23 protein-coding genes are annotated in these 26072 nt (G+C 51.5%); 6 read left to right on the top strand and 17 right to left on the bottom strand.

Translation table 11 applies throughout. The features are described from left to right. The first annotated feature begins 28 nt into the window (after positions 1-28). Both ACSSVF_RS07360 and ACSSVF_RS07355 read left to right on the top strand, forming a co-directional pair. Positions 29-2971: an EAL domain-containing protein gene (locus ACSSVF_RS07360; RefSeq protein WP_492406259.1), complete on the top strand. Its 2943-nt coding sequence runs from the start codon at positions 29-31 to the stop codon at positions 2969-2971. Next, positions 2964-4250 (top strand): cyclic di-GMP phosphodiesterase, encoded by a 1287-nt coding sequence (locus ACSSVF_RS07355; RefSeq protein ID WP_492406258.1) that lies wholly within the window; start codon positions 2964-2966, stop codon positions 4248-4250. The genes ACSSVF_RS07360 and ACSSVF_RS07355 overlap by 8 nt, the downstream gene beginning before the upstream one ends. Positions 4251-4361: 111 nt before the next feature. Here the strand turns inward: ACSSVF_RS07355 and ACSSVF_RS07350 are convergent, their stop codons facing one another. From ACSSVF_RS07350 to ACSSVF_RS07330, 5 genes are all read right to left on the bottom strand, one after another. Next, positions 4362-4835 (bottom strand): copper chaperone PCu(A)C, encoded by a 474-nt coding sequence (locus ACSSVF_RS07350; RefSeq protein WP_492406257.1) that lies wholly within the window; start codon positions 4833-4835, stop codon positions 4362-4364. Between the two features lie 43 nt (positions 4836-4878). After that, positions 4879-6243 carry a PepSY-associated TM helix domain-containing protein gene (locus tag ACSSVF_RS07345; RefSeq protein ID WP_492406256.1) on the bottom strand — a complete coding sequence of 455 codons (1365 nt, stop codon included), beginning with the start codon at positions 6241-6243 and terminating at the stop codon, positions 4879-4881. Positions 6244-6270: 27 nt separating this feature from the next. Continuing rightward, positions 6271-8640 carry a TonB-dependent receptor gene (locus ACSSVF_RS07340; protein ID WP_492406255.1) on the bottom strand — a complete coding sequence of 790 codons (2370 nt, stop codon included), beginning with the start codon at positions 8638-8640 and terminating at the stop codon, positions 6271-6273. 81 nt (positions 8641-8721) lie between these two features. Next, on the bottom strand, positions 8722-8970 hold the full coding sequence (locus tag ACSSVF_RS07335) for a helix-turn-helix domain-containing protein (RefSeq protein WP_492406254.1): 249 nt from the start codon (positions 8968-8970) through the stop codon (positions 8722-8724). 65 nt (positions 8971-9035) lie between these two features. Then, entirely contained in the window at positions 9036-9425 is a 390-nt protein-coding gene (locus ACSSVF_RS07330) for a DUF2946 domain-containing protein (RefSeq protein ID WP_492406253.1), read from the bottom strand. A 108-nt stretch (positions 9426-9533) separates the two neighbouring features. On the opposite strand from ACSSVF_RS07330, the gene ACSSVF_RS07325 reads away from it, so the two are divergent. Then, a complete protein-coding gene (locus ACSSVF_RS07325; protein ID WP_492406252.1) occupies positions 9534-10427 on the top strand; it encodes a DUF808 domain-containing protein in 894 nt (297 codons plus the stop codon). 41 nt (positions 10428-10468) lie between these two features. Here the strand turns inward: ACSSVF_RS07325 and ACSSVF_RS07320 are convergent, their stop codons facing one another. The 5 genes from ACSSVF_RS07320 to murJ form a co-directional block, all read right to left on the bottom strand. Further along, positions 10469-10795, bottom strand: a complete 327-nt coding sequence (locus tag ACSSVF_RS07320; protein ID WP_492406323.1) for a DUF1905 domain-containing protein — start codon at positions 10793-10795, stop codon at positions 10469-10471. 55 nt (positions 10796-10850) lie between these two features. Beyond that, entirely contained in the window at positions 10851-11342 is a 492-nt protein-coding gene (lspA, locus tag ACSSVF_RS07315; RefSeq protein WP_492406251.1) for a signal peptidase II, read from the bottom strand. Beyond that, the gene (gene ileS / locus ACSSVF_RS07310) at positions 11335-14196 is read right to left on the bottom strand and encodes an isoleucine--tRNA ligase (protein ID WP_492406250.1); all 2862 of its coding nucleotides are present in this window, start codon (positions 14194-14196) and stop codon (positions 11335-11337) included. The genes lspA and ileS overlap by 8 nt, the downstream gene beginning before the upstream one ends. A gap of 67 nt (positions 14197-14263) precedes the next feature. Continuing rightward, positions 14264-15166 carry a bifunctional riboflavin kinase/FAD synthetase gene (locus tag ACSSVF_RS07305; protein ID WP_492406249.1) on the bottom strand — a complete coding sequence of 301 codons (903 nt, stop codon included), beginning with the start codon at positions 15164-15166 and terminating at the stop codon, positions 14264-14266. Then, positions 15166-16710 carry a murein biosynthesis integral membrane protein MurJ gene (murJ, locus tag ACSSVF_RS07300; RefSeq protein ID WP_492406248.1) on the bottom strand — a complete coding sequence of 515 codons (1545 nt, stop codon included), beginning with the start codon at positions 16708-16710 and terminating at the stop codon, positions 15166-15168. Before murJ ends, ACSSVF_RS07305 begins: the two co-directional genes overlap by 1 nt. A gap of 303 nt (positions 16711-17013) precedes the next feature. On the opposite strand from murJ, the gene rpsT reads away from it, so the two are divergent. Continuing rightward, on the top strand, positions 17014-17367 hold the full coding sequence (rpsT, locus tag ACSSVF_RS07295; protein WP_492406247.1) for a 30S ribosomal protein S20: 354 nt from the start codon (positions 17014-17016) through the stop codon (positions 17365-17367). A 252-nt stretch (positions 17368-17619) separates the two neighbouring features. Here rpsT and ACSSVF_RS07290 read toward each other — a convergent pair whose 3' ends face one another. From ACSSVF_RS07290 to ACSSVF_RS07260, 7 genes are all read right to left on the bottom strand, one after another. Then, a complete protein-coding gene (locus ACSSVF_RS07290; RefSeq protein WP_492406246.1) occupies positions 17620-18813 on the bottom strand; it encodes a 5-(carboxyamino)imidazole ribonucleotide synthase in 1194 nt (397 codons plus the stop codon). 103 nt (positions 18814-18916) lie between these two features. Beyond that, the gene (purE, locus tag ACSSVF_RS07285; protein WP_492406245.1) at positions 18917-19411 is read right to left on the bottom strand and encodes a 5-(carboxyamino)imidazole ribonucleotide mutase; all 495 of its coding nucleotides are present in this window, start codon (positions 19409-19411) and stop codon (positions 18917-18919) included. A gap of 85 nt (positions 19412-19496) precedes the next feature. Beyond that, positions 19497-20618, bottom strand: coding sequence for a glutamate 5-kinase (gene proB, locus ACSSVF_RS07280; protein ID WP_492406244.1), 1122 nt, complete (start codon positions 20616-20618; stop codon positions 19497-19499). A 23-nt stretch (positions 20619-20641) separates the two neighbouring features. Then, a complete protein-coding gene (gene cgtA / locus ACSSVF_RS07275; protein ID WP_492406243.1) occupies positions 20642-21709 on the bottom strand; it encodes an Obg family GTPase CgtA in 1068 nt (355 codons plus the stop codon). A gap of 228 nt (positions 21710-21937) precedes the next feature. Continuing rightward, positions 21938-22195 carry a 50S ribosomal protein L27 gene (gene rpmA / locus ACSSVF_RS07270; RefSeq protein WP_049637894.1) on the bottom strand — a complete coding sequence of 86 codons (258 nt, stop codon included), beginning with the start codon at positions 22193-22195 and terminating at the stop codon, positions 21938-21940. A 30-nt stretch (positions 22196-22225) separates the two neighbouring features. Next, positions 22226-22537, bottom strand: a complete 312-nt coding sequence (gene rplU / locus ACSSVF_RS07265) for a 50S ribosomal protein L21 (protein WP_442584534.1) — start codon at positions 22535-22537, stop codon at positions 22226-22228. Between the two features lie 115 nt (positions 22538-22652). Further along, positions 22653-23000, bottom strand: a complete 348-nt coding sequence (locus tag ACSSVF_RS07260) for a hypothetical protein (protein WP_492406242.1) — start codon at positions 22998-23000, stop codon at positions 22653-22655. 122 nt (positions 23001-23122) lie between these two features. On the opposite strand from ACSSVF_RS07260, the gene ACSSVF_RS07255 reads away from it, so the two are divergent. Together ACSSVF_RS07255 and ccoG are read left to right on the top strand one after the other, a co-directional pair. Further along, positions 23123-24541 (top strand): aminotransferase-like domain-containing protein, encoded by a 1419-nt coding sequence (locus tag ACSSVF_RS07255; protein WP_492406322.1) that lies wholly within the window; start codon positions 23123-23125, stop codon positions 24539-24541. 94 nt (positions 24542-24635) lie between these two features. Beyond that, a complete protein-coding gene (ccoG, locus tag ACSSVF_RS07250; protein ID WP_492406241.1) occupies positions 24636-26048 on the top strand; it encodes a cytochrome c oxidase accessory protein CcoG in 1413 nt (470 codons plus the stop codon). Positions 26049-26072 lie beyond the last annotated feature (24 nt).

Below are 26072 nucleotides of genomic sequence, written 5' to 3'. Positions count from 1 at the left end.
ACGACACACTGTCGAATAGCAATAAATTATGTATATGCAAGCAACCTTTGATCATCATAGCACAGCGTGGCTACAGCCTTTGGCGGCCAGCATGGCAGATATGCCCATGCTGGCCATCAACCGCCGGGCACAGTGTGTGGCTGCCAACGACACGGCAAAAAAACTGCTGGGCGAGCGCGCCGATGCTTTGCCTAAAGATATGCGCCAGGCGCTGGTGCAAGCCATCCGCGACAATAAGACTGAACTGACACTGCACACCCGTATCAATGACCTGAATCGTGATTTCAAATGCCGCCTGTTTTATGCCCAGCATGGCAGGCGTGCGATTGGCTTGCTGCTGGAAGAGCAAGCGCATGCCTTAGTGCAGCAATTAGTGCATATGCAATCCATCGTGCATTCCTTGATTGAGATGAGCCCTGACCTGATCTCGATCAAAGACCATGATAATCGCTGGATGATGGCTAACCAGCGCATGCTGAACACTTTCCAGATCGATAATTTTGATTATGAGTTCCTGAACAACCTGCAAATTGCCGATACCCTGCACCCGGTATTCCGCAACAGTTTTGAGCATCACGAGAAGTCTGACCAGACCGTCTGGCAGACAGGCCAGTCCTACCATAACGAAGAGTTGGTGCACTTGCCCCAGGGTGGCTATAAAACGCTGGAGGTGAATAAAACCGCTTATTTCGACCAAAGCGAGCAACCCAGCCACCTGATCACAGTAGCGCGTGATGTCAGCGAGCAGAAGTTTATTCAAAGCCAATTGCTGAATCGCAGTGCGGTGCTGGATACACTGATTTCGTGCGACTGGATGTTGCATTCGGCCGAACGCTGGCAAACCGTGGCAGAGAATGTATTACAGCAATGCTGCCTGTCTTTCCGCTTTAGCCGTGCGGTGTTGCTGCAACATCACACGACAACGTTGCGCAAAAAAACCGAAACACGCTCCCAGGCCCTGTTCCACTGGGCGACCAATGGCTTTCACTCGACTTACGAACATTGGGAAAAAATCTCATTTCTCACGCCAGAGCTGAAGCGCTGGCATGATTTGCTCTCCAAAGGGCAACCGGTGATGTGCGATGCACATACGCTGCCGGAAGATGAACGCTTCCTGCTGAAATCACATGATACGGTTAACCTGGTGATTGTGCCGTTGATGATAGATCACGAGTGGTGGGGGTCTATGGTCATCGAACGTTGCTTCGATGCCGAAAGCACCAGCTCACAGGAATTAGGTTCACTGATGGCGATTGGCCGTACCTTGAGCGTGGCGATTGACCGCGAACAAACCGGCAAAAGCCTGAAACTGGCAAAAATCGCTTTTGACAGCACCACCGAAGGCATCATGATTGTGAATCCTTCCGGTGAACTGGTCGGCATCAACCAGGGCTTTACCCTGATCACCGGTTTTGATGAATCCGAAGTGCTGGGCTTTAAACCGCAAATCTTCCGCCAGCGCCCTCGCGGCCTGTTCGGCGCCCTCAAACGCCATGGCAAATGGTCTGGCGAAATCGAGAATATGCGCAAGAATGGCGAAAGCTATACCGAGTGGATGACGATTACCGCCGTACGCAATCATGCCAACGCAATTACCAATTACGTGGGGGTGTTTGCTGATATCACCGAGATGAAGCGCTCACAAGTGCAGCTCAACTCGTTGGTCAACCATGATCCGTTGACCGGCCTGCCTAACCGCAGGTTGATTAATCATTTGTTCACGCATGCGATTCAACGCGCTAACCGTAATGAGCAGCAGGCGGCGGTATTATTTATTGACCTGGATAGATTCAAGAACATCAACGATAGCCTGGGCCATTATTCCGGCGACCAGCTGTTACTGGGTGTGACCGAGCGTATCCAGGCCTCGTTGCGCGAATCTGATATTGTTGGCCGCCTGGGTGGGGATGAATTCATTGTGTTGCTGGAAAACCTGCACAGCAAGGCAGATGCTGCGCAAAAAGCACAAGACATCCTGGAGACACTCAAGCGCCAGTTCATGATTGATCATCATGAAATATTCATAGGTGCCAGCATTGGTATTTCTATGTATCCACATGATGCCAGCGATGTAGAAGGCTTGATCAAAGCTGCCGATCTCGCCATGTACCAGGTGAAGAATAATGGTAAAAACCATGTGTCATTCTACGATGCTGCACTGAGCCGCAATGCGGTCGAACACTTCCAGCTGGAAACCGAGTTGCGCCAGGCCTTGTCCAGAAAGCAGCTCAAAATGTTCTATCAGGCGCAGATAGACCTGAACACCGGCATGATTATCGGCGCGGAAGCGCTGATCCGCTGGCAGCACCCGACGCAGGGATTGATCCCGCCAGCCAAATTCATCCCGCTGGCTGAAGAAACCGGCCTGATTTTAAGCATAGGTGAATGGGCATTGCGCGAGTCTGTGCGTCAGGCGCATGCCTGGCATAAACGGCACCCTGAGTTCAAGAAGATCGCCATCAATGTATCCGCTGTGCAAATCATGAAAAGCAAGTTCGCCGATACCGTGTATGGTATTTTGATGGAAAGCGATTGCGACCCGTCTATCATTGAACTTGAAATCACCGAGAGCACGCTGATGCAACATACGCAGCATGTGGTGGATACATTTAACCAGTTAAAGAAACTGGGCATCAGCATTGCGATTGATGACTTTGGCACTGGCTATTCATCGCTGTCGCACCTCAAGCGTTTGCCCCTGGACCAGATCAAGATCGACCGCAGTTTTGTCAAGGATTTGCCGGATGACAAAGATGACGCGGCCATTACCAGCGCCATTTATGCGATGGCCACCCAGTTAGGATTCACCGTTGTAGCCGAAGGAGTAGAAACAGAAGAACAGGAAAAATTTTTACAACGTCTGGGTTGCCAGACCGCGCAAGGCTATTTATATGCCTACCCGGTCAACTCCGACGACTTTTTGCAGTTATTAGTGTTAAACAATCAAAGAAAAATAAAACGCCATGCCTAATCACGCCTCCGATACTTTTTATATCGACATTGAACAACTCCAGATCGGACTGTACATCCATCTGGATTTGGGATGGATGGACCATCCTTTCTCCATCAGCAACTTTAAAGTCACTGACGAATCGCAGATAGAAACCATTCGATCCCTGGGGCTGACGCAACTGCGCTATGACCCGCGTCGCAGTTCCAGCACGCCATTGCGTAGCAGCAACGGAAAAATTGACAATGTGGTTGAGTTCCCCATGAGAAAGGCTTATTCAGCCAAACTGGATGTGATAGACGATAGCCCGGAGCTGAGCGCGGCACAAAGACAGCAATTGGCACTCAAGCAAGCGATCACGGAAAGCGAACAAAAATTCCTCAAAGCCAGTTCCGATGTCTGGAACATCCAGAAAATGTCGACAGAGCATCCTGACCAAGCCTATGGCATGGCCTCCAGCGTAGTCCTCGACCTGGTGGCCAGCACCCTGACCGAAGGCGACATTGCCATTCACGCCATGAACGGCCACCGCATCGGCGACCAGCATTACCAGCATGAGCTGAATATCCTGGTGCTGTCTATGTTGCTGGCGAAAAACCTGAATGTCAGTGATGAAGATGCCATCATTCTCGGCATGGCGGCGATTCTGCATGACATCGGCAAACGCCAGATCAGCGACAAGATCTTATTGAAAAAAGACCCGCTCAGTGTGCGCGAAACCGCGATTTACCAGACCCATGTATTGCTGGGCCTGAATATGCTGAAGGAAGTCTCGGTACCGAAAAAGATACTGTCTATCATAGGCCAGCATCATGAATTTGCTGACGGCAGCGGCTATCCAAAAGGCTTGCATTGCGATGAGATCGATCCTTTATCGCATATCCTCATCATTGCGAATATGTACGATAATTTGTGCAACCCTTCTAACCCTGCGCTGGCAAAAACACCTTATGAAGCTCTGAGCGTCATGTTTGCCCAACAGCGCCACCAGTTTGATCAAACCATTTTGCGCCGCTTTATCAAGTGCCTCGGCATTTACCCACCGGGCAGCATCATTCGCCTGTCAGACCAGAAACTGGCGACGGTGCTGTCGACCAACCCGCAACAACCGCTACGCCCATTTATCCAGTTGCTCAACGATAGCAATGAGGAAGACGGCGAAATCATAGACTTGCGCGAAACCCTGGACCTCAACATTATTCAATGCCTGAAGCCGGAACAGTTACCGAATATCCTGCAGAGAATGATGCGCCAGAAACAACGCACCAGCTATTTCATAGACAAAGTCACCGGCGCTTAAGCGTTCTGCATTTTTCGCATATCGCCCGTACATGCACTGTACGGGCATCTGCAATATGGCTGCCTCACCGGAACCATCCTTTTTTATAAAGTGCGCGTAAACATTGAACCGTCAGTGATGGTGATGCGCAGCGGGTGCGGACTCAGCATTGTTAGGTGCAGTTGCAATGGCATTGACAGATATCGTTGCCTTCTTTCCGCTCCCATCCTGGGTGACCAAACGGATAGGGACGACTTCACCCGCTTTAATCTGGTGGTTCAATTCCATTAACATGATATGGAATCCACCCGGTTTTAATTCAACCACCTGCCCTGCTTTCAACTGCAAACGGTCCAGCTTTTTCATGCGCATGATATTACCTTCCATGGACATGGAGTGGATCTCGGCCTTACCGGCAACAGCTGAAAGCACGTCTATGACTTCCATGTCTTTATCGGAACTCAGGACCATGTATGCGCCTGCCACAGGCTGCCCTGGCACAGTGGGTTTCACCCATGCGTTGGACACTTTCAAATCTGCATGCGCAAGCGCTGCGAAACCGGCCATACTGATCATGACTAATCCGTGTGTTAAGTAAGACTTCATGGTTCAACCTTTCTATTCACAAATCGATATATTTGCAGATGCGCTATGACGCAATGCTGCGCAAACCAAGGTAACTAGCCAACGCGGGGAAATAAGGCATTAAGCACCGCTCAATGACTAATACCAGCAACAATGACAACCCAAAAAATGGCAATAAAACCCCCAACATAAACACTGTGGCTATCATTGCCCAGGCATAAGGTACTCGCTGCCGGCTATCTGGTGGCGCACCTAATGTACGCAATAAAGAAGCATTAGTGAGCCGCTTCCACCACAGCACAACACCGCTCACAGAAAGCAGTATCAAGCCTAAGGCGGTCAACGCCCCTAATGCCTGGTTCAGCCAGCCGAACAACTGGCCTTCATGAATCGCAACGCCTAAACCAATGACACGGTCCAGCCAGGGCCGGTCAGCAAAGTTTTTCTTGCTGGCTATATTGCCATCCGCATCAAAACTGATATTCACCCGCAAAGGCCTGTTCTGCGCATCGGAGCGTGCCGTCCAGTTTGTCGCTTTTTCAGAGGGAGGCGCAATCAGCACTGGTGGTGCAAGTTGCAATGGTGTCACTTCTGTTACTAGCTGATCCAACAACCGGTAGTCCAATGCATGATGGTGCGCTTGCATGGCCATGCTGTGCCCTTCATGGGCGGCATGCTCACCCGCGGCCACGCCACCAACCGTCCAGTCTTGCGGTGGAGCTTTCGCGCTAGCTGGGGCGCTGACTGTTTGCAGTTGCCGGATCTCTTTTAACATGCCGCCCCATGATTTGGTCCATGGAAGCCCGGAAATCAACAGGAATAATGTAAAAAGTGATATCCAGAACCCGGTGACCGCATGCAAGTCGCGCCAAAACACCCTGCTGCTTTTGCGCATGCGTGGGTACACTACACCAGCCAAGCCCTGCCCGGCTTTGGGCCACCACAAATACAAGCCGGTAATCACCATGACAATCGCCCAGGAAGCCGCGAGTTCTACCAGGTAAGATCCGCGTGCACCCAGCAGTAAGTTTCCATGCAGCTCGTGCATCACGCGCATGAATTTGGCATCTTCGCGAACGATGTGAAGAGTCTCCAATGTCTGCGGATGCACATAGACACGTGAGATTACCTGCGCCTGTTTGACCAATACCCGCACTGCCGATTGAGGGTCAAGCGGTAGCTCATAAGCGTGCAGTACTGCACCCGGCACAGCTTTTAATGCCGCCTCGACCTGTAGATGCGCAGATACGGCTGGGCCTGTCAGTGGCAGATGTTCATAAGGGCTATCCAGCGCTGCCTCTACCTGCGGTTTAAACAAGTAAAGGCCCCCTGTCACCGACAGCAACAAAATAAAAGGGATACAGAGTAGCCCGGCATAAAAATGCCAGCGCCAGACGATCTGATGGGCAGGCCAGCGGCGTAATTTCATGATGTCATCCAATCTGCTCGCCGGGCATCAGTAATTAAACCTGATCTGCACATAAGCCGTACGTTGCGGATAAGGATGGAAAATATAGGCTTTATAATTATTCAGATTATCCACGCCTAAAGAGGCCGTCCAGCGGTTAGCAAACTTGTAGTTGGCTTTCACATCCATGATAAAAAACTTGCTGGCACCACCGAATACATCCGGGTTGCTATCACTGTTATCCAGGTAAAAATACTGCCTGCCACTGTAACGCGCCGCCAGACTGTAAGTGATATTGTTGCCTTGATGATATGTGGCCACGCCTTTGATCATTGCTCTGGGGATGCGTAGTGGCTTATTGCCTTCAAACTCCGGGTTAGCATCATTCTTCACAATCTCGGCATGGGTAAACGTGGCGCTACCCATTAAATCCAGGCCATGCACAACCACATCCTGCCACTCGCTGGCCAGCTCTATACCGTAAGTACGCACCTGGTCGATGTTCTGGATAAAAGTACAGCCAGCCGCCCCTGCAGTACAGGTGCCGGACCCAAATGGCACCGCGTTACCATTAGTAGTGGTTTGCGACACCAGTGCATCGTATTTATTCTCATGAAACAGGCTCGCGCGCAGCAAACCACTGGTAAACCTGCGTTCCGCAGTCAGCTCACTCGATATCACTTCCTCCGGCTTCAGGTCCGGATTATTCTGCACCAGGGCGGTGCCAGTGGTAATCTGCTGATATAACTCACTCACCGTTGGAAAGCGGAATGCCTGGCCAAACGCCGCCCTGAAACCCCACTCAGGTACAGGTTCAAAGCTGATGGAAAGCTTGGGTGAAAATTTATTATCCGTTTTATCTGCATAGCGGCTCGCCTGCAAACCCGCGCCCGTCGTTGTCTGATTCAATCCGTCACTGGCTTCCCAATGTTCAAACCGTCCGCCAAACGTGACCGCCCAGGCCGGGCTTAACTGCCACTTATCTTGCGCATATATGGCTTGTGTCTGCGTTTGGCCGCGTGAGCTGGCAAACAATGACCCTTTATTGCTGCCAGACCAGTCAGCCGTGTTATTGGTATCACTTTTCAACGTGTATTGGTCTACGTGATAGCCAACATCGATTTCGTGCCTGTCACCATTGCCATCTGTGGGGCGCAAAGTACCGCGCGCATCAAAGACGGTCCAGCCGGTGCCGCTCATATCAACAATACGTCCGGTACGATTCAGATAAGGATTGCCAGCGGCTATTGTTCCGTTTGCGGGTGCATTCGCACTACTATTTTTATCTTTTTGATAATCGTAGTCAGACAGCGTCAGGTTCCAGTCAAAAAAACCTTTGGTGTTGCTTTTCAAGTCTATCGCCTGCATCACATGGAAAGACGACACTTCTGCCGGGCTAAACCCCGAAATATCGTAACGTTGCCCATTGAAGTTGACGCGCCCGTTATACACCGGGTTGCCTGCGGCATCTTTAATGTAACTATCCACATCGGTACGGCTGTCTAAATCCCACAAGCCTAAAGTATAGGTAGCGCGCACAGTGGGGCTGATATCGTAAGCAGCTTTCAGCTTGACATTCAATTGCTCGGTATGGTCTTTACCGGTAGCACCAAATGTCACCCTGTTCTGGTTTTTTTCATTCCTGTCCAGATAGGCACCGGTCACTAACGGCGCGCCCGCTGGCGCTGTTGCAGACAACAATGCATTGGCGAACTGCATGGGCTGGCTCTCGTTTTCCAAGCGATCCACGCCCAGCCAAAAACTGAAGTCATTGACTTTGTCACCAACCGAAGCTGTTTCGTGATTTCCATGAAATGTTTTATTGGTGCCGTACAACTCAAAATCCTGCGCAAACACCTGTGCTGTCGCATGTGCTTCAAACTTGGTTGGCATGCGGGTGTTCATGCTTACCACGCCACCAAATGAGTTACCCGCATATAACGCTGAGAATGGGCCATATAAAATGCTCACGCTCTCAATCTCTTCGGGGCTGACCATGCCCCAGCGCGGCGGGAAACTAAAAGAATTACCCAGCAAATTAGATAGCAAAATACCATCGGCATACACCATGGTCTGGGCGCTTGATAACGTCCCTGTCGTACGGGTGGCTAATGGCCCATTGCGGTCACCAATATAGCGCTCACGCACCTGAAAGCTGGGTAAGTATTTGAGGGTTTGTTGTGAAGTGGTCGCATTCACCGATTCCTGGATCTGTTTGCGGGAGTAAGTTTCTACCGTAGCAGGATGTTTAATAATCCGGCTATCGACTGTCCCGGTCACATTGATATCATCCAGCTCAACAGCCTCGTTGTGGTCGGCATAGGCTGACGCTGGGGACACTAACAATGCGGTGGTGAATATTTGGGCAAAACAGGCAAGGACTGGCAACATCGCCAATCTGATTTTTGTGTCATTCATTGCGAATTTATCCTTATTTTCTTATAGGTATGCCATTCACTCTGCGGCCAAGTAGTGACCAGCAGAGTGAATGACCCTGCATCAGGCAGCAAACACCTGCCTGGCCGTTTCATTAGGCTGCCAGCGGACCAGCGCCCCGATATCACAATCGAAATAGGCGCAAAGCTTGTCCAGGTGTTCGGTGCAGGCGTTATAAGCAGGATTTTTGACGATGCGGTGCAAGGTCATGCGGCTGATACCAGTAGATTCAGCGATTTCTTTCAGGGTGACGCGGCGTTTCCATTCCCCCTGCTTGGCAAATATCATTGCCTGAAGATTGATAATAATCACGAGATGACTCCATCTATGCCTGCGGCGCAGGCATTACTCAGAATCCGGCCTTGATCAGGCTGGGACTAGATTGAGTGTGGTGTCAGTGGCGGTGCGCGCGAGGGATGCGCAGTGGGGTAAAAACTAGAGACAACGGGTGGCTGGTAATCGCTGAGTGCGATCTCGGCCTGGGCTTGCTGAAACAGGATAAAGGCGGGGCTATATGCAGGCAATGTCACGTGATCCGCTGCCATATGGCAAAACGGGCAGTGATCAAGATGGTGGCTAATTGAAACCGGTTTTTGCGAAGGCTTGTAATCGATCAATGTCGATAACTGTTTGCCCTGGGTAGTCATCACCTGTACCAGCAGCTTGCTGCCTTGTGTAGAACAGATCTGCCCGATAAAACTGTTGCCTTGCTGCATGGGGAAAGCCAGGCTCAGGGTAGGCACAAGGCTGACCAGCAGCATAGCCATGATGGCCAACCGTGCTATCCAGCGCTGAGTTCCTGAGTTCTGCATCCGGCCATTCTAGCGGGAATCACGTAGAATAAGCAATCTTTAGTCATTGCTCAGGAATGTTTCATGGCCGCTTCCAGCCTGCTTGCTTTATTAGACGACATCACCACCATGCTCGATGACGTGTCTGTCATGAGCCAGCTGGCAGCCAAAAAAACAGCCGGTGTATTGGGCGACGACCTGGCCTTGAATGCGCAGCAGGTCACAGGCATTACGGCAAAACGCGAGCTACCGGTGGTGTGGGCAGTGGCGCGTGGTTCTTTCCTGAACAAACTGATTTTGGTGCCAACGGCCTTGATCATCAGTAGTTTTTCACCGTGGCTGATCGTGCCTTTGCTGATGCTTGGCGGCGCATTTTTGTGCTACGAAGGTTTTGAAAAAGTCTGGCACACATTGCATGCCAAACCGGATACCGCAGGTAAAAAAGCCGTGCCTGAAGCCATCCCGGCCCCGCAAACTGACCTGGTCGCGCTGGAAAAAGAAAAAGTGAAAGGCGCCGTGCGTACCGATTTCATTTTATCGGCTGAGATTATCGTCATATCACTGGGCGTGGTGGCCGAAGCCGCATTGACCCAGCGTATCCTGGTGCTTTCGGTGATTGCAGTGCTCATGACTGTGGGCGTCTATGGCCTGGTCGCGTTTATTGTCAAAATGGATGATATCGGTTTATGGCTGATGCAGCGCCAGGGCCAGGGTTTGCTGCCGCAACTCAACCGAAAAATCGGCTGGGGCATGGTCTGGGTGGTACCTTACCTGATGCGATTACTCAGTGTACTGGGCACTGCCGCCATGTTCCTGGTCGGGGGTGGCATTATTGCGCATGGTATCCCCGTGGTACATCACTGGATCACCAGCACCGGCCATTGGGAGATCCTGCTGAACGGATTGTTTGGTGTGCTGGTAGGTGCGATATGTGTGGCCGTCATTACGCCAATTTCAGGATTGTTCCGCAAGGCATAATATTTGCCGCTATTTAGCGGTATTGCGATGAAAGCAACCGCTTACCCGGCCACGCCAAACAGCAACTGCAAGCGCACAGTGATTTCATCGCCGACGGCGATCTTTGCCCGTTTACGGATACCTGCCTTTAAAAACAATTGATATTGCTGATGTTCAAACGCAGGAAAAACAGAAGTTTGCCAGGTGAAAGCGCCTATTTGCGCGCTGACACGCACAGCGCCCCAGCCTCTGCGCCTGGTCTGGTGATATTGGCTAAGCGTACGCACTTCATCAGACACAGGCATGGGCAAACTCACATAATGCCAGGTGCTTTTGCCGCCCTGCCAGATCTTGATGCTATCTGTAAATGTATACTCAAGCCCGTCCATCACACTCACTCACGCATGCTGGCTTTCATCTGCAAGCCGCAAAGCCAGGGTTCCATCAGCCAGCCGGATTTTTAAAACTATCCAGCACCAGCACGCCCACACCTACGCAAATCGCACTGTCGGCCACATTAAATGCAGGCCATGCCCATTGCTGGTAGTAAAACAGCAGGAAATCGACCACATAGCCCAATGTCAGTCTATCGTATAAATTGCCCAGCGCTCCGCCTAACACTAGGGCGATACCAAAACAGAACAATGTTTTCTGTGGCTGCCTGACCAGCAAATAGACCATCACCACCGATGCCAGGGTAGACACTGCAGTGAAAAACCCGTGTTGCCAGCCACCGGCATTGGCGAGGAAACTGAATGCCGCGCCGGTGTTGTGATAACGGACCAGGTCAAAAAAGCCAGTGACCGGCACATGCTCACCATAGACAAACGCCTGCTGGACTAGGTGTTTGGTATACAGGTCGAGCACGATCACTACTGCGCTCAACAACAGCCAGGGCAAGGCCGAACGCACATTAAGCGTATTTAATTTAGGCATATGTGCGCACTTCACCATTACCAAACAAATTGCTCACACAACGGCCGCAAATAGTCGGGTGTGCTGCATCACTGCCAACATCGGCACGGTAATGCCAGCAACGGTCACATTTTTGGTAAGCACTTGGTTTGACCAGGATTTTCTGCGCTGCCGCATCCGCCACTTTAAAAGTAGTCGCGGCAGAAGTAATGGTGACAAAGCGTAAGTCATCTTGCAGACTGCTCAACGCCTCAAATGCCTCACCCGCCACATGGAATTCCAGCTCTGCTTGCAGCGATGAGCCGACCTTGCCTTCACCGCGCAGGAGCTCGATTTCCTTGGCGGCCTGGCCGCGCAAATCAATCACCGTTTGCCAGTGCTGCAATTGCGTATCACTTAATCCATGCGCAGGCAAAGCGTACCAATCTTCTTCAAATACGGTCGCGACTGCATCCAGGCCTAATGTCTGCCAGATCTCATCCGCAGTAAAGCTCAGAATCGGCGCCATCAAACGAATCAATGCATGGGTGATGTGATACAGCGCACTTTGCGCGGCACGGCGTGCATGCGAAGTCTCACCGCTGGTATACAAGCGGTCTTTGAGGATATCCAGGTAGAAGCCACCTAAATCCTCGGAACAGAAACCAACAAACTTCTGCACGGCCAGGTGGAATTCGTACTGATCGTAATCCGCCAGAATGCCCGCTTGCAGCTCATGCGTCAGGTGCAAGGCATAACGGTCGATTTCCAGCCATTGCTCCACCGGCAATAAATCTTTGTTCGCATCAAAATCCGCCAGGTTGGAAAGCAAAAAGCGCAAAGTATTGCGGATACGGCGATAACCATCGGCGACCCGTTTCAGGATCTCATCACTGATGGTCAGCTCACCTGAATAATCAGTCGAGGCCACCCATAAACGCAGGATATCGGCACCGTAGGTATCCATCACCTTTTGCGGCGCAACCACGTTGCCTTTGGATTTACTCATTTTGTGACCCGCGCCATCCACCACAAAACCGTGGGTCAGCAAGGCATTGTATGGCGCATGGCCATCAATCGCGCAGCCGGTCAGCAAACTGGACTGGAACCAGCCTCTATGCTGGTCAGACCCTTCCAGGTATAAATCCGCCACCGGTTTACCTGCTGCAGCGCGCACTTTGGCTTCTGCCGCCAGTGAAGGATGTTGCGCGGAACGGATGACTGCGTAATGCGTGGCACCAGAATCAAACCAGACATCCAGGGTATCGGTGACTTTTTTGTATTGTCCGGCATTGGCCGGCGCATGCTGATTCAGGAAAGCATCACCATCCAGGCTGAACCAGGCTTCAACGCCCTGCTGCTCTACCTGTTTGCAGACGATTCCCAGCAGCTTCAATGTATCAGGATGTGGCGTACCGGTTTCTTTATGCACAAAAAACGGCATGGGCACGCCCCAGTTACGCTGGCGCGACACACACCAGTCCGGGCGATTTTTGATCATCGCTTCCAGACGGGCACGGCCCCAGCTGGGGAAAAATGCCGTGGCATCCACCGCGGTATTGGCTTGCTCGCGCAAGGCTTTGCCATCGGTGCCAACGGCGTTCATGCCGATAAACCATTGGTGCGTCGCCAGTTGCATTAACGGCGTTTTATGGCGCCAGCAATGCGGGAAGCTGTGATTCAAACGGGCAGAGGCAAACAGCGCGCCGTTTTCCTGCAGCTTCGCCAGAATGATCTTGTTGGCTTCCTGGCGGCTCAAGCCACGGATGTCAGCGAACTCCACCAGTTCACTATCAAAGAACTTGCCATCACCGCCGATAAGCACACGCGGTTTTTCGTTAGGGAAATTGGCGCGCATGACCAGCCAGTCATCGTTACCGTGTGCAGCAGCAGTATGCACCAGGCCGGTACCGGCTTCGGTGGTGACGTGGTCGCCCGTGATCACCGGCACTTGGCGGTTGTCGAACGGGTGTTGTAATTGCAATCCACGTAAGGCGTCACCTTTTGCGCTGGCAAGCACAGAAGTATTTTCTTCGGCATAACGTGCCAGCGTTTTTTCAGCTAGTTCACGTGCGAGGATCACCAATCCTTTGCTGGTTTGAATCAGGTCATATTCCAGCTCGGCATTCACGCTCACGGCCTGGTTGGCAGGTAGCGTCCAAGGCGTTGTTGTCCAGATGATGGCAAAAACATCACTTTCAACTTTGTCCAAACCAAATGCTTTAGCCAATGCAGCGCTATCGGCTACTTTAAAACCCACATCAATTGCCGGTGAGTTCACGTCTTCGTATTCCACTTCCGCCTCAGCCAGGGCTGATCCGCAGTCCACACACCAGTGCACTGGCTTGCTACCCTGGTACAGGTAACCGTTTTTATAGATATCGCCCAACGCACGCATGATGTCAGCTTCGGTATCGAAAGCCATGGTCAGGTAGGGATGATCCCAATCGCCAAAGACACCCAGGCGGATAAAGTCTTTTTTCTGTTTCTCTACCTGCTCGGCAGCATAGGCGCGGCACAACTCGCGGAACTTGGCCGGATCAATATTTTTGCCGTGCGCTTTCTCAACAACCAGTTCAATCGGCAGGCCGTGGCAATCCCAGCCCGGCACATAAGGGGCGTCAAAACCACTCATGGTTTTGGATTTGATGATGATGTCTTTGAGGATCTTATTGACCGCATGACCAATATGAATATCGCCGTTAGCATACGGAGGGCCATCATGCAGGATGAATTTTGTGGCTCCCTGGCGCTTGGCGCGGATACGCTCATACACCTTGCGTTGCTGCCAGCTGTTGAGCCAGACAGGTTCGCGCTTGGCTAAATCGCCACGCATGGGGAAGCTGGTCTCAGGTAAATTCAGCGGGTATTTAGAGTCTTTGCTTTGGTCAGTCATTTAAAAATCTCAATATTGTATGCCCTGCACCTTGGTCAGGCAGGACACCATTTCACAGCTACTTATGTTATCCAGGCGCGCCAGACAGGAAATAATGTTTTGCCTGTTCTACATCTGCGGCAATTTGCGCCTTGAGTGCATCCAGCCCGTTAAACTTCATTTCATCGCGTAATTTGTGCAGAAATTGCACATGCACGTGCTGGCCATATAAATCGCCAGCAAAATCAAACACATGTACTTCGAGTTTCAGTTTTGGAATGCCTTCCAGGGTAGGCCGTACGCCCAAATTGGCAACTGCCGGTAAACCGTTCAATTTTACCGCATAAACCCCAGTCAGTGCAGGCCGCTCGTGACGCATGTGCACATTGGCGGTGGGGAAACCCAATTGCCGCCCCAGCTTGGCGCCATGGACCACTGTGCCGCTGATGCTGTAAGAGCGCCCGAGCAAAGTATGCGCCTTTGCAAACGCACCTGCCGCCAGCGCATCACGCACCAGCGTGCTGGACACACGCTCACCGTTCAGCTGCACTTCCGGCAGGGGGATCACGTTAAAACCATGTTCAATCAGGGTTTGCACCGTGCCCGCACGTTTGGCCCCAAAACAGAAATCTTCTCCGACCATGACCACATTCGCGTTCAATTGCTGGCGCAGTACCTGCATAAAAGTGGCTGGGCTTTGCGCGGCAAAAGCATGGCTAAACCGTTGCACGTAGACACGCTGCACACCAAACTCGGCAAAATATTCCAGTTTTTCACGCATGGAAGCCAGGCGCGCAGGCGCATTTTGCGGCATAAAAAATTCGCGCGGGTGCGGCTCAAACGTCATCACCGCGGGCACGATGCGATAGGTCTGTGCGTAGGCGATCAATTGGCGCAACAAAGCCTGGTGGCCCAAGTGCATGCCATCAAAGTTACCAATCGCGATCGCTGCCGGTGCAGAAGATAGCGGAATATGGCGGAAAATCTGCATTATTTAGCCACTCGTTTCATAAAGTCCCTGGGGCGGAAACCCAGTAATCCCAGCATGGAAAAATAGACCAGCATCCCCATCACCACTATGCCAGCCAGGTGCAATAGGCGCGGCAAGGCTGGCATGGCCAGCCAGTCGCCAGCCCAAGTTGCCACCAGATGCAGCGCCACCGCCATCACAGTGACGGCCAGCAATAATTTGGCGAGGAACAAGAACCAGCCTTTATTTGGCACGAACGCGCCACTGCGCTGTAGCGCCACCCATAATAAAGTCGCGTTCAGGCAGGCGCCCAGCCCCACTGCCAAAGCCAATCCGGCGTGGCGCAAAGGTGTAAAGTAAAGGAATAATACATTTAATACCTGCGTCACAACCAGGGTAAAGATAGCAATCTTGACCGGCGTTTTGACATTCTGCCGTGCGTAGAAACCGGGCGCTAACACCTTCACCATGATCAGGCCCAATAAACTCAGACTATAGGCAATCAGTGCACGCTCGGTTTGCGCCACGTCAATCGCGGTAAATTTACCGTAATAGAACAAGCTGGCGACCAGTGGCTTGGAAAGCACCGCCATGGCGACTGCAGCCGGGATCGCCAGCATAAAGGTCAGTCGTAAACCCCAATCCAGCAGCTGCGAAAACTCAACGGACGATTTATCGACATGCGCCTTGGATAAGCTGGGTAATAAAATCGTGCCCAAAGCGACACCCAGCACGCCAGTGGGGAACTCCATCAGGCGATCCGCATAATAGAGCCACGACACGCTGCCGGTCGGCATAAATGAGGCGAATATGTTATTCAGCACGATCGAAATCTGTGCCACAGACACACCGAAGATCGCTGGCCCCATTAATTTGAGAATACGGCGCACGCCTTCATCTTGCGTATTCAGCGCGTAGCGCGGCAACATGCCGATTTTCTGCAGGTAAGGCAACTGGTAAAGCAACTGTATGATACCGCCGACAAATACCGCCCACGCCAGCACATACACCGAGTTGTTAAAGTATGGCGCCACAAACAAAGCGGCCGTGATAAAACTCAGGTTCAGCCACACTGGCGTAAACGCTGGCACCTGGAACTTGCTGTGCGCATTGAGCACGCCACCGGCCATAGACACCAGCGAAATAAACAATATATAAGGAAAGGTGATGCGCAACAAATCGATGGTCAGCGCAAACTTGGCCGGATCACTGACAAAGCCCGGGGAAGTCAGCCGCACAATCAGCGGTGCCGCCAGCATGCCGACGATGGTGATGCCCACCAGGAACAAGCCCAGCAAGCTGGAGACATGGTTGATCAAAGCCTTGGTGGCTTCTGGTGTACGCTGTTTGCGGTACTCGGAAAGGATAGGCACAAACGCCTGGCTGAACGCACCCTCACCTGAGATACGGCGCAACAGGTTAGGGATCTTGAACGCCACAAAAAAGGCATCGGTCGCCATGCCTGCGCCAAAAATACGGGCAATCAGCGTATCCCGCAAAAACCCTAGCAGGCGCGAGATAAACGTCATACCACCCACGGTGGCCAAAGCTTTAAGCAAGTTCATATGGGGTGTTCAGGTTTCCGGCAGTCTGGTAAAAAACCGTCCGGTCGAATGCTAATTGCTTTATCATTCGACCCGCATGTTTTAAAACATCCAGAACAATTGTTTTTAGAGTCGGGCGATTTTACCACGCGACTATTTATAAACAGCATTAGAATCCGCAGAAATATGATTTTCGCCTTGCAAAAACGAAGCAAAAACAGTATTATGCACGGTTTCGTATTACACCCCTTTTGAAAAGTTACAGGATAAACAGATATGGCAAATACCGCACAAGCACGCAAACGCGCGCGCCAATCCGTAAAAGTGAACGCGCACAACGCTGCGTTACGTTCAACTTTGCGTACTGCGATTAAAAAAGTAATCAAGGCAATTCAAACTGGTGACAAAGCTGCTGCAGTTGCGTCTTACCAGGAAAATGTGAGCGTGATCGACCGTATCGCTGACAAAAAAATCATTCACAAAAACAAAGCTGCTCGTCACAAAAGCCGTTTGACAGCTGCGATCAAAGCATTGTCTGGTGACGCACCTGCAACTTTGACTTCTGTGAAAAAAGCAGTTGCTCCTAAAGCAGCTCCGAAAAAAGCTGCTGCTAAAGCCGAAGCCGCTCCAGCCAAAAAAGCTGCCGCTAAGCCTCGCGCGAAAAAAGCTGCTGAATAATTTCAGTAGGGGTGCTTACTAAAAGAGCCGGACGCATGTCCGGCTTTTTTTATTGTCCATGGACTAGACTAAGTGACGCGATTAAAGTGACATTGCTAGCCTCGTTGCGACTGGCATCGGCGGCACCAAGGAAACATTCGATCAGATTGAGGTCTTCCTGGTATTCAGAAAGCAAGTGCCAACCCATTTGTATTGAGCACCAGCTTCAATAAAAATGCCCGGATGAACCGGGCATTTTTTATGCTGAAAAAGTTATTCGCCTATATGCAATTCGCTGCGTGCGATCCTGGCAGCATTTAATACCGCCTGAGCATCGTCACCAATCACGGTAAAGTGGCCCATCTTGCGGCCTTTGCGCGGCTCATGTTTGCCATACAAGTGCATTTTGAGGTTAGCGTGTGCAAACGCTTTATCCCAGGCAGGATCTTGCTGTTGGCCACTATAAAGCCAGCTATCACCCAGGATATTCACCATCACGGCATTGCTATGTAAACCGGGATTACCCAAGGCCTGACCAGTGATGACACGCACCTGTTGTTCAAACTGGTTGGTGATGCAGGCATCCACTGTGTAGTGGCCGGAATTATGTGGCCGGGGCGCAATTTCATTGATCAGCAACTGGTTGCCGACCACAAAAAACTCCACTCCCAATACACCCACATAATTGAGTTGGTTGGCCAGTTTTTTAGCCAGCTCCTGGGCATTGGCTTTAATCACTTCAGAACAACGGGCCGGCGCGATGCTGATATCCAGGATGCCATTTAAATGGCTGTTTTCAGCGGTCGGGAAGGCAGCAATATTGCCATGTGCATCACGCGCCAATACCACAGACACTTCCAGGTCCAGTGCCAGCATTTTTTCCAGCACACAGACTTCCTGCTTGAAAGCCTGGAAAGCAGCTTGAGCCTCGGCCTGGTTTGCCACGCGTGCCTGGCCTTTGCCATCGTAGCCAAAACGCGCCACCTTCAGTACGGCAGGATACATGTCGCCATCTGCCGGCAAATCACTTTCGCTATTGACCGCTACAAATGGTCCGATAGGCAAACCTGCTTCTTTAAAAAATGTTTTTTCCTTGATTCTGTGCTGGGCAATGGCTACCGCTTCAGCACTGGGGTGCACGACGGTGGATTTTGCCAGCGTGGCCAGCGTTTCGGCAGGCACATTTTCAAATTCGGTTGAAATGGCCTGGCAGGTTTGCGCCATGGCTTGCAGGGCTGCGGCATCATCAAAGGCGGCACATAGATGTACATCAGCGATCTGTCCTGCCGGGCTATTTTTGTCCGGGTCCAGTACGGTGACTTTGTAACCCATCTCGTGCGCGGCGATCACAAAAAAACGGCCAAGCTGGCCGCCACCCAACATGCCTAGCATGGCTGGTGGCTGGATCACGCTTGACCCATTTGGATTATGTAAACTTTGACTCTGAATATTTGTTTGTGAACTCATCAACCATCCCCATCACGCCCTGGCAGAATTACTTTGTACAGCTATTTTCATTGTTATAGAACTCTGTGCCGGGTACGCGTTTATTGAATATCTCTTGAATAAATTAAGGCTGCTCAGGCAAGGTCATGGCATGCACTTTCTCGGCTTGCTTGCGGCGGAAATCTGCCAGCTTCTGGGCCAGGGCAGCATCCTGATTGGCCAATATCGAGACGGCAAACAAACCGGCATTCGCAGCGCCTGCATCGCCAATGGCAAAGGTAGCGACCGGAATGCCTTTTGGCATTTGCACGATAGAAAGGAGCGAATCCTGACCTTGCAAATGCTTGGACGGCACAGGCACACCCAACACTGGCAATGTGGTTTTAGCCGCTACCATGCCTGGCAGATGCGCGGCGCCACCGGCACCAGCGATAATCACCTGGAAACCGTTAGCAGAGGCAGATTCGGCAAACTGGAACATCAGGTCTGGCGTACGGTGCGCAGACACGACACGCGCTTCATAAGCAACGCCAAAATCTGCCAGCATTTGCGCGGCATTTCTCATCACCGGCCAATCACTGTCAGAACCCATAATGATGGCTACCAGAGGTTTACTCATATCACATAACCTTTTTAGTTAATTTTTTAGTGCAAAACTTAAGGCAACGCTGCTTATTCAGTCAACGCATCCCCGACCGTTGTTTTTATAGCAGCACAAGGTTGTCCCTGTGGATCAATTCTTTTTCTTCTGCATAGCCGAGTATATTTTTAATCTCGCTACTCGGCTTGCGCATGATGCGGCGTACTTCGTTGGCATGGTAATTGACGATGCCGCGTGCCCATTCCTTGCCTTCGACATCGACACAGGCTACGACATCACCACGCTCAAACTGGCCCAGCACTTCTACCACACCGATCGGCAGCAGGCTTTTGCCATCTTTGCATAATACATTCACCGCGCCGTCATCGAGCACCAGCTTTCCACCCAGGCGCAAATGATCCGCCAGCCATTGTTTTTTGGCGATGATCTTCATTTTGCCGGCTTGCAGGTGCGTGCCTATCGCTTCACCCTGGCTTAATCTAAGCAGCACTTCTGGCTCGCGGCCTGAAGCAATCACGGTATGCGCGCCACTGTTGGCGGCACGTTTGGCGGCAAGTATCTTGGTGAGCATGCCGCCAGTGCCTACAGCACTGCCTGCACCGCCTGCCATCGCCTCCAGGGCTGGGTTACCTGCCATCTCGGCATGTACGAATACGGCTGCAGGGTCTTTGCGGGGGTCAGCGGAATACAGCCCTTGCTGGTCAGTGAGGATGATCAGCGCATCGGCTTCAATCAGGTTGGCGACCAGGGCACCCAGGGTGTCGTTATCGCCAAAACGGATCTCTTCAGTGACCACCGTATCATTTTCGTTAATGATAGGGATCACCTTCAAATCGAGCAAAGTACGTAATGTGCTGCGCGCATTGAGGTAGCGTTTGCGGTCAGCCAGGTCGTCATGGGTCAGCAGTAATTGTGCGGTGTGCAGCCCATGTTGTGCGAAACATTGCTCGTACATTTGTACTAGCCCCATCTGCCCTACTGCCGCAGCGGCCTGCAATTCATTGATTTCCACCGGGCGTTTTTTCCAGCCCAGGCGTTGCATGCCTTCAGCCACTGCACCACTGGATACCAGCACTACCTGCTTGCCCTGCTTGACCAGGGCACTGATCTGTTCGGCCCAGGCAGCAATCGCCGCCCTGTCCAGGCCCTGGCCATTATTGGTGACCAGGCTGGACCCGACCTTCACAATCAGGGTTTTGCTATCTTGAATGAGGGAGACACCCATGCTGATTTTTTATTATCGGTTATTTATTCTGTCACTTGTGGCGCTGGCGCTGCCTGCGCCTGGTCAGCTTCAGCATGACGTTGTATGCGCGCCTGATCGATATGGTCCATGATCGCATAGGTCAGTTCTTTACAACCAATACCGCTAATGGCAGAAATAGCGAACACGGGACCATCCCAGCCATAGGCTTTGACAAACTCAGCGACTTTCTCAGCGCTGTCAGGCAGCATGTCGATTTTATTCAACACCAGCCAGCGTGGCTTGTCATAGAGTTCCTGATCGTATTTCTTTAATTCGTTCACGATCGCTTTGGCTTCTTTTACCGGATCCACCATTTCATCGAACGGCGCGATATCCACCAGATGCAGCAATAAAGAAGTGCGTTGCAGATGGCGCAAGAACTGGTGACCCAACCCTGCCCCTTCTGCCGCTCCTTCAATCAGGCCAGGCACATCGGCGATCACGAAACTGCGGTTACTATCGACGCGTACTACACCTAGATTAGGGTGCAGCGTGGTAAACGGGTAATCAGCCACTTTAGGTTTGGCGGCAGAAACTGAGCGGATAAATGTAGACTTACCTGCATTTGGCATGCCCAGCAAACCGACATCGGCCAGTACTTTCAATTCCAGGTATAACTCGAATGCCTCACCGGGATCGCCCTTGGTACATTGGCGTGGTGAACGGTTGGTACTGGTTTTGAAATGAATATTGCCCAGGCCGCCCTTACCGCCACTCGCGATCATCACTTGCTGGCCGTCGACATTGAGGTCGACCATGGCATGGCCGGTCGCTTTGTCGCTGATAGTAGTGCCTACGGGCACACGCAACACCATGTCATCGCCGCCTTTGCCATAGCAATCGGAGCCACTGCCATTTTCACCGCGCTGTGCTTTGAAAGTACGCGTGTAGCGGTAATCAACCAGGGTATTGATGTTGCGGTCTGCAAGCACCAGTACCGAGCCGCCACGGCCACCATCACCACCGTTGGGGCCGCCCATGGGCTCGTATTTCTCACGGCGGAATGTGGCTACGCCATTACCGCCGTCACCGGCGTAGACTTTGATTGTTGCTTCGTCAATAAACTTCATAATTCAATTTGCCTTTTAAGCGCACTGTTGCGTGACACGATGCTCAAAATTCTCATGTACGCATTGTACATTGCAGTTTCGTTTGCGCCGTGCGCCTTGCACTGCATCTTAAAATTTCAAATTGCCTGTCAAGGAAGCTCCGTCACAGGCAATCATACAAGGCACAATCTAATAACTATAAAGTAAAAAGCCCCGTCAAGCGACAGGGCTTTTTTCATACATCTGCGATTAAACCGCTTCGATGCTCACTGTGTGACGCTTTAACGCGCCTTTAACAGCAAATTTCACTTTGCCTTCTACCAGTGCATACAGTGTGTGGTCTTTACCCATGCCAACGTTTTCGCCAGCATGCATTTTTGTACCACGTTGACGCACGATGATGCTACCGGCGTTAACTACTGTTTCACCAAAAGCTTTTACGCCCAGGCGTTTGGCTTGTGAGTCGCGGCCGTTACGTGAACTACCGCCTGCTTTTTTGTGTGCCATGTTTGATTCCTTACTCTAGCAATCTGCCGATTAAGCAGAAATAGTATCGATTTGAATTTCAGTATAGCTCTGACGATGACCTTGAGTCTTGCGATAGTGCTTACGACGACGCATTTTAAAGATCATCACTTTGTCGCCACGGCCATGTGATACCACAGTGGCACTGACTTTAGCACCGGCTACCAAAGGTGCACCAATCGTGGTTGATTCACCGTTTGCAATCAACAATACTTTGTCGATCACAACAGTAGAGCCCACGTCACCCACTAATTTTTCAACTTTTAATTTTTCACCAGCGGTAACTTTGTACTGTTTGCCACCTGTTTTGATCACTGCGTACATAAAAATGCCTTAAACGTCGCCTTTTAAAGAACCCGCAATTATACGCAATTAATTCAATAATGCAAATACATTTGCGGATATTCGCAAGCGTATGCGGATGGTGGATGGATGACTATCAGGTCGGCAGCGATTTCGGTGTCGCGCCTGCTCGCCAGGGCTTGATTATACCGTGTGTGTAGAATGCATAGACACTTAATATTGCATTGAGCAAACCATCGGCCATTAAAGAAAAAACACCGCTTGGCGCGCGATAGTCATTGATGCGATACAGCGGCGGCATTTCAATATTATTCAAGGAACTCAATGGCTGGAAATGCGCAGAAGCCACCTCCTGATCTGCCAGCATCACTTTGACATTAAACATATCCGTAATCGATAACTGCATGGATTGCCCGTCACTTAACCAGAGCAGGTAATGCCTTTTATTTAAGCGTTCAATGTGGCTGATGATTAACTGGGACATGATGAAAGAATCTAATCTGCAAAAAACCAGCATCGTAAACAGAATCACGCTTGCCAAACAGCTTCAGTTTGGATTTAATTTACCATATCAGTTGCGCGGTTATGATGCCGCAAGGTCGCCACGTGAAGAAATACGAAATCATTGCCGAAGAAATAGCCAGCACCATACAGCAAGGCCTGCTCAAACGCGGCGACAAGTTGCCTTCCATCCGCCAGATACAAGCCCTGAAGCAGGTGAATGCTTCTACCGTTTTCCAGGCCTACTATTTACTCGAGGCGCGCGGGCTGTTGGTCACCCGGCCGCGCTCAGGTTATTACGTGGCCGGGCCATTGCGCAGTGAACGGTTACTAACTCCTGCCAGCCCTGCGCATACCGGCCTGCCTACCACCCTGCAAGTCAGTGACCTGGTGTTTACCCTGCTGGACCGCATTAAAGACCCGCAGCATGTACCATTCGGTTCTGCGTTCCCCAGCCCATTGCATTTCCCGCTATCAAAACTGGCTGACCATATGGTCGCTTCGGTACGCCGCATGCAACCCTCTGATACGGTCAGCGATATCGGGCAAGGAGATTTCGAGCTAAGACGGCAGATTGCCTTGCGTTACCAGCTGGATGGGGCACAAACAGACGCAGCAGACATTGTCGTGACCAATGGTGCCCTCGAGGCACTTAACCTGAGCCTGGCAGCGGTGACGCAACCAGGCGATAGCGTCATCATCGAATCACCGAGTTTTTATGCCGCTTTGCAAGCGATTGAAAGAATGGGCTTACGCGCGATTGAAGTGGCCAGCCATCCTGAGCATGGCATTGATCTGGTTGCGCTGGAACAAGCCATTCTCCAGCACCAGCCCAAAGCCTGCTGGCTGATGACCAACTTTCAAAACCCCACCGGCAGTCTGATGCCGGCAGAAAAAAAGCAGGCACTGGTTGCATTGATCACGCGCCACCAATTGCCACTGATCGAAGATGACGTTTACCGCGAACTATATTTTGGCAAACAGCGCCCGCTTCCGGCCAAGGCCTGGGATACGGAAGGCTGGGTCATGCATTGCAGCTCGTTTTCCAAATCCCTGGCACCCGGCTACCGCGTCGGCTGGGTCTCGGCGGGCCGGTTTACTGACCAGATCACGCGCCTGAAAATCTCCACCACCCTGGCGACATCCATCCCGGCCCAGCATGCACTGGCAAGCTACCTGGCTAAAGGCGGTTATGATAAATACCTGCGCCAGCTCAGGCACCAACTGATGTTGCAGCAACTGCAATGCTCACAGGCCATCCATCAGCACTTTCCTGAACAAGTACGTTTTAACCTGCCACAAGGCGGTTATTTTTTCTGGATGCAATTACCAGAACAGTGCGATAGCCTGCAGCTTTTCCAGCAGGCCATCGCACAAAACATCAGCCTGGCACCAGGACATATGTTTTCTTCGCAGCAGCAATATGCCAACTTCATCCGCCTCAACTACGGTCACCCATTAAATGCGCCTAGCCTGCAGGCCATCCAGACATTAGGCAAGCTGATTTCACACGCCAGCAGTTAAAACTGATATGGTTTTTTAATTAAAAACTGAATCTGTTTTAACTGGCGTAAACAGCTTATAGTGCGCTCGTCTTCAGTCGTTTTCGAGTGTCATCATGCAAGCCTCGCGTAACAAAACCGTGATTCCTATCGTGTCCGCCCCGGTCACTGAAAAAACTATTTCTTTGTACCAGAAAACTGCGAAAGTTTATCCGCGTACAGTCAGCGGCTATTTCAAGAACTGGCGCTGGCTGATGATCTGGCTCACACAAATCGTGTTTTATGGCTTGCCCTGGCTGCAATATGGCGAGCGCCAGGCGTTTTTAATGGATATCAACGCGCAACGTTTTTACCTGTTTGGCATGGTGATTTTTCCGCAAGATTTGTTTTACCTGGCGTTGTTGCTGATCGTTTGCGCGCTGGGCTTGTTTTTGTTTACCGCTGTTGCCGGCCGTTTGTGGTGTGGTTTCTCGTGCCCGCAATCGGTATACACAGAAATATTCTTATGGATGGAACGCCGCATTGAAGGCGACCGCATGGCCAGGCAGAAACTTGATGCGCAGCCGTGGGGATTGAGGAAGACAGGCATCAAGCTAGGCAAGCATAGTGTCTGGCTAGGCTTTGCCATGCTGACCGGGTTGTCATTTGTCGGCTACTTCACGCCCATACGTGAACTCTCGCCTGCCTTGCTGCAATTCCAGCTCAGCGGCTGGGAGTGGTTCTGGTTCGGTTTTTATAGCATCGCCACTTACGGCAATGCCGGGTTTTTACGTGAGCAGGTCTGCAAGCACATGTGCCCTTATGCCCGCTTCCAGAGTGCCATGTTTGATAATCACACACTGATAGTGGCTTATGACAGCGAACGCGGCGAACCGCGTGGTGGCCGCAGCAAAGGACAGGATTTCAAGGCCCAGGGTCTGGGGTCATGCATAGATTGCAACATCTGCGTGCAGGTGTGTCCGGTGGGGATCGATATCCGCCAGGGCCTGCAATATGAATGTATCAGCTGCGGACTGTGTATCGACGCCTGCGATGAGGTGATGGACAAGATGCAATATCCGCGCGGGTTGATCCGTTTTTCAGCCGGTGGCAACACCAGTGAGCATGGTTTATTAAGCCATATGCTGCGTCCGCGGGTGTTGATTTATAGCGCGCTGTTTGCACTGATATTCGGCTGGATGGCCTATAGCATGCTGCATAAACCGGCCTTTAAAGTCGACATTATGCGCGACCGCAATATCATGTATCGCGAGACCACCCAAGGCGTAGAGAATCTTTACCAGCTACATCTGCTGAACGCCACCGAGCAGCCTCAGCACTATCGCATCCGGGCGAGCGGTATGGCGGATATCACGATAGAAAGTGAACGGTCACTCACGGTGGGTGCGACTGAAGAGGCTTTAATACCGCTGAGCCTGGCTGTACCGCATTCAGAAAAAACCGGCAGTCAGCGCATCACCATTGAGGTCACCGCCCAGCCTTCCGGCGAAACGGTCACGACCGATAGCACCTTCTACCTGCCTAAATAAATGGGTATCTGGCTGACATTGATC

Source organism: Methylophilus sp. E2MeOHC9 (assembly GCF_058744375.1).
Note: the sequence above shows the minus strand (reverse complement) of the source record. Positions and strands in the feature narration are given on the sequence as shown.

Bases quoted from the DNA above. Each gene is read 5' to 3' on its own strand.
- ACSSVF_RS07360 (WP_492406259.1), top strand. From the start codon at position 29: ATGTATATGCAAGCAACCTTTGATCATCATAGCACAGCGTGGCTACAG.
- ACSSVF_RS07355 (WP_492406258.1), top strand. From the start codon at position 2,964: ATGCCTAATCACGCCTCCGATACTTTTTATATCGACATTGAACAACTC.
- ACSSVF_RS07350 (WP_492406257.1), bottom strand. From the start codon at position 4,835: ATGAAGTCTTACTTAACACACGGATTAGTCATGATCAGTATGGCCGGT.
- ACSSVF_RS07345 (WP_492406256.1), bottom strand. From the start codon at position 6,243: ATGAAATTACGCCGCTGGCCTGCCCATCAGATCGTCTGGCGCTGGCAT.
- ACSSVF_RS07340 (WP_492406255.1), bottom strand. From the start codon at position 8,640: ATGAATGACACAAAAATCAGATTGGCGATGTTGCCAGTCCTTGCCTGT.
- ACSSVF_RS07330 (WP_492406253.1), bottom strand. From the start codon at position 9,425: ATGGCTATGCTGCTGGTCAGCCTTGTGCCTACCCTGAGCCTGGCTTTC.
- ACSSVF_RS07325 (WP_492406252.1), top strand. From the start codon at position 9,534: ATGGCCGCTTCCAGCCTGCTTGCTTTATTAGACGACATCACCACCATG.
- ACSSVF_RS07320 (WP_492406323.1), bottom strand. From the start codon at position 10,795: ATGGACGGGCTTGAGTATACATTTACAGATAGCATCAAGATCTGGCAG.
- lspA (WP_492406251.1), bottom strand. From the start codon at position 11,342: ATGCCTAAATTAAATACGCTTAATGTGCGTTCGGCCTTGCCCTGGCTG.
- ileS (WP_492406250.1), bottom strand. From the start codon at position 14,196: ATGACTGACCAAAGCAAAGACTCTAAATACCCGCTGAATTTACCTGAG.
- ACSSVF_RS07305 (WP_492406249.1), bottom strand. From the start codon at position 15,166: ATGCAGATTTTCCGCCATATTCCGCTATCTTCTGCACCGGCAGCGATC.
- murJ (WP_492406248.1), bottom strand. From the start codon at position 16,710: ATGAACTTGCTTAAAGCTTTGGCCACCGTGGGTGGTATGACGTTTATC.
- ACSSVF_RS07290 (WP_492406246.1), bottom strand. From the start codon at position 18,813: ATGAGTTCACAAACAAATATTCAGAGTCAAAGTTTACATAATCCAAAT.
- purE (WP_492406245.1), bottom strand. From the start codon at position 19,411: ATGAGTAAACCTCTGGTAGCCATCATTATGGGTTCTGACAGTGATTGG.
- proB (WP_492406244.1), bottom strand. From the start codon at position 20,618: ATGGGTGTCTCCCTCATTCAAGATAGCAAAACCCTGATTGTGAAGGTC.
- cgtA (WP_492406243.1), bottom strand. From the start codon at position 21,709: ATGAAGTTTATTGACGAAGCAACAATCAAAGTCTACGCCGGTGACGGC.
- rpmA (WP_049637894.1), bottom strand. From the start codon at position 22,195: ATGGCACACAAAAAAGCAGGCGGTAGTTCACGTAACGGCCGCGACTCA.
- rplU (WP_442584534.1), bottom strand. From the start codon at position 22,537: ATGTACGCAGTGATCAAAACAGGTGGCAAACAGTACAAAGTTACCGCT.
- ACSSVF_RS07260 (WP_492406242.1), bottom strand. From the start codon at position 23,000: ATGTCCCAGTTAATCATCAGCCACATTGAACGCTTAAATAAAAGGCAT.
- ccoG (WP_492406241.1), top strand. From the start codon at position 24,636: ATGCAAGCCTCGCGTAACAAAACCGTGATTCCTATCGTGTCCGCCCCG.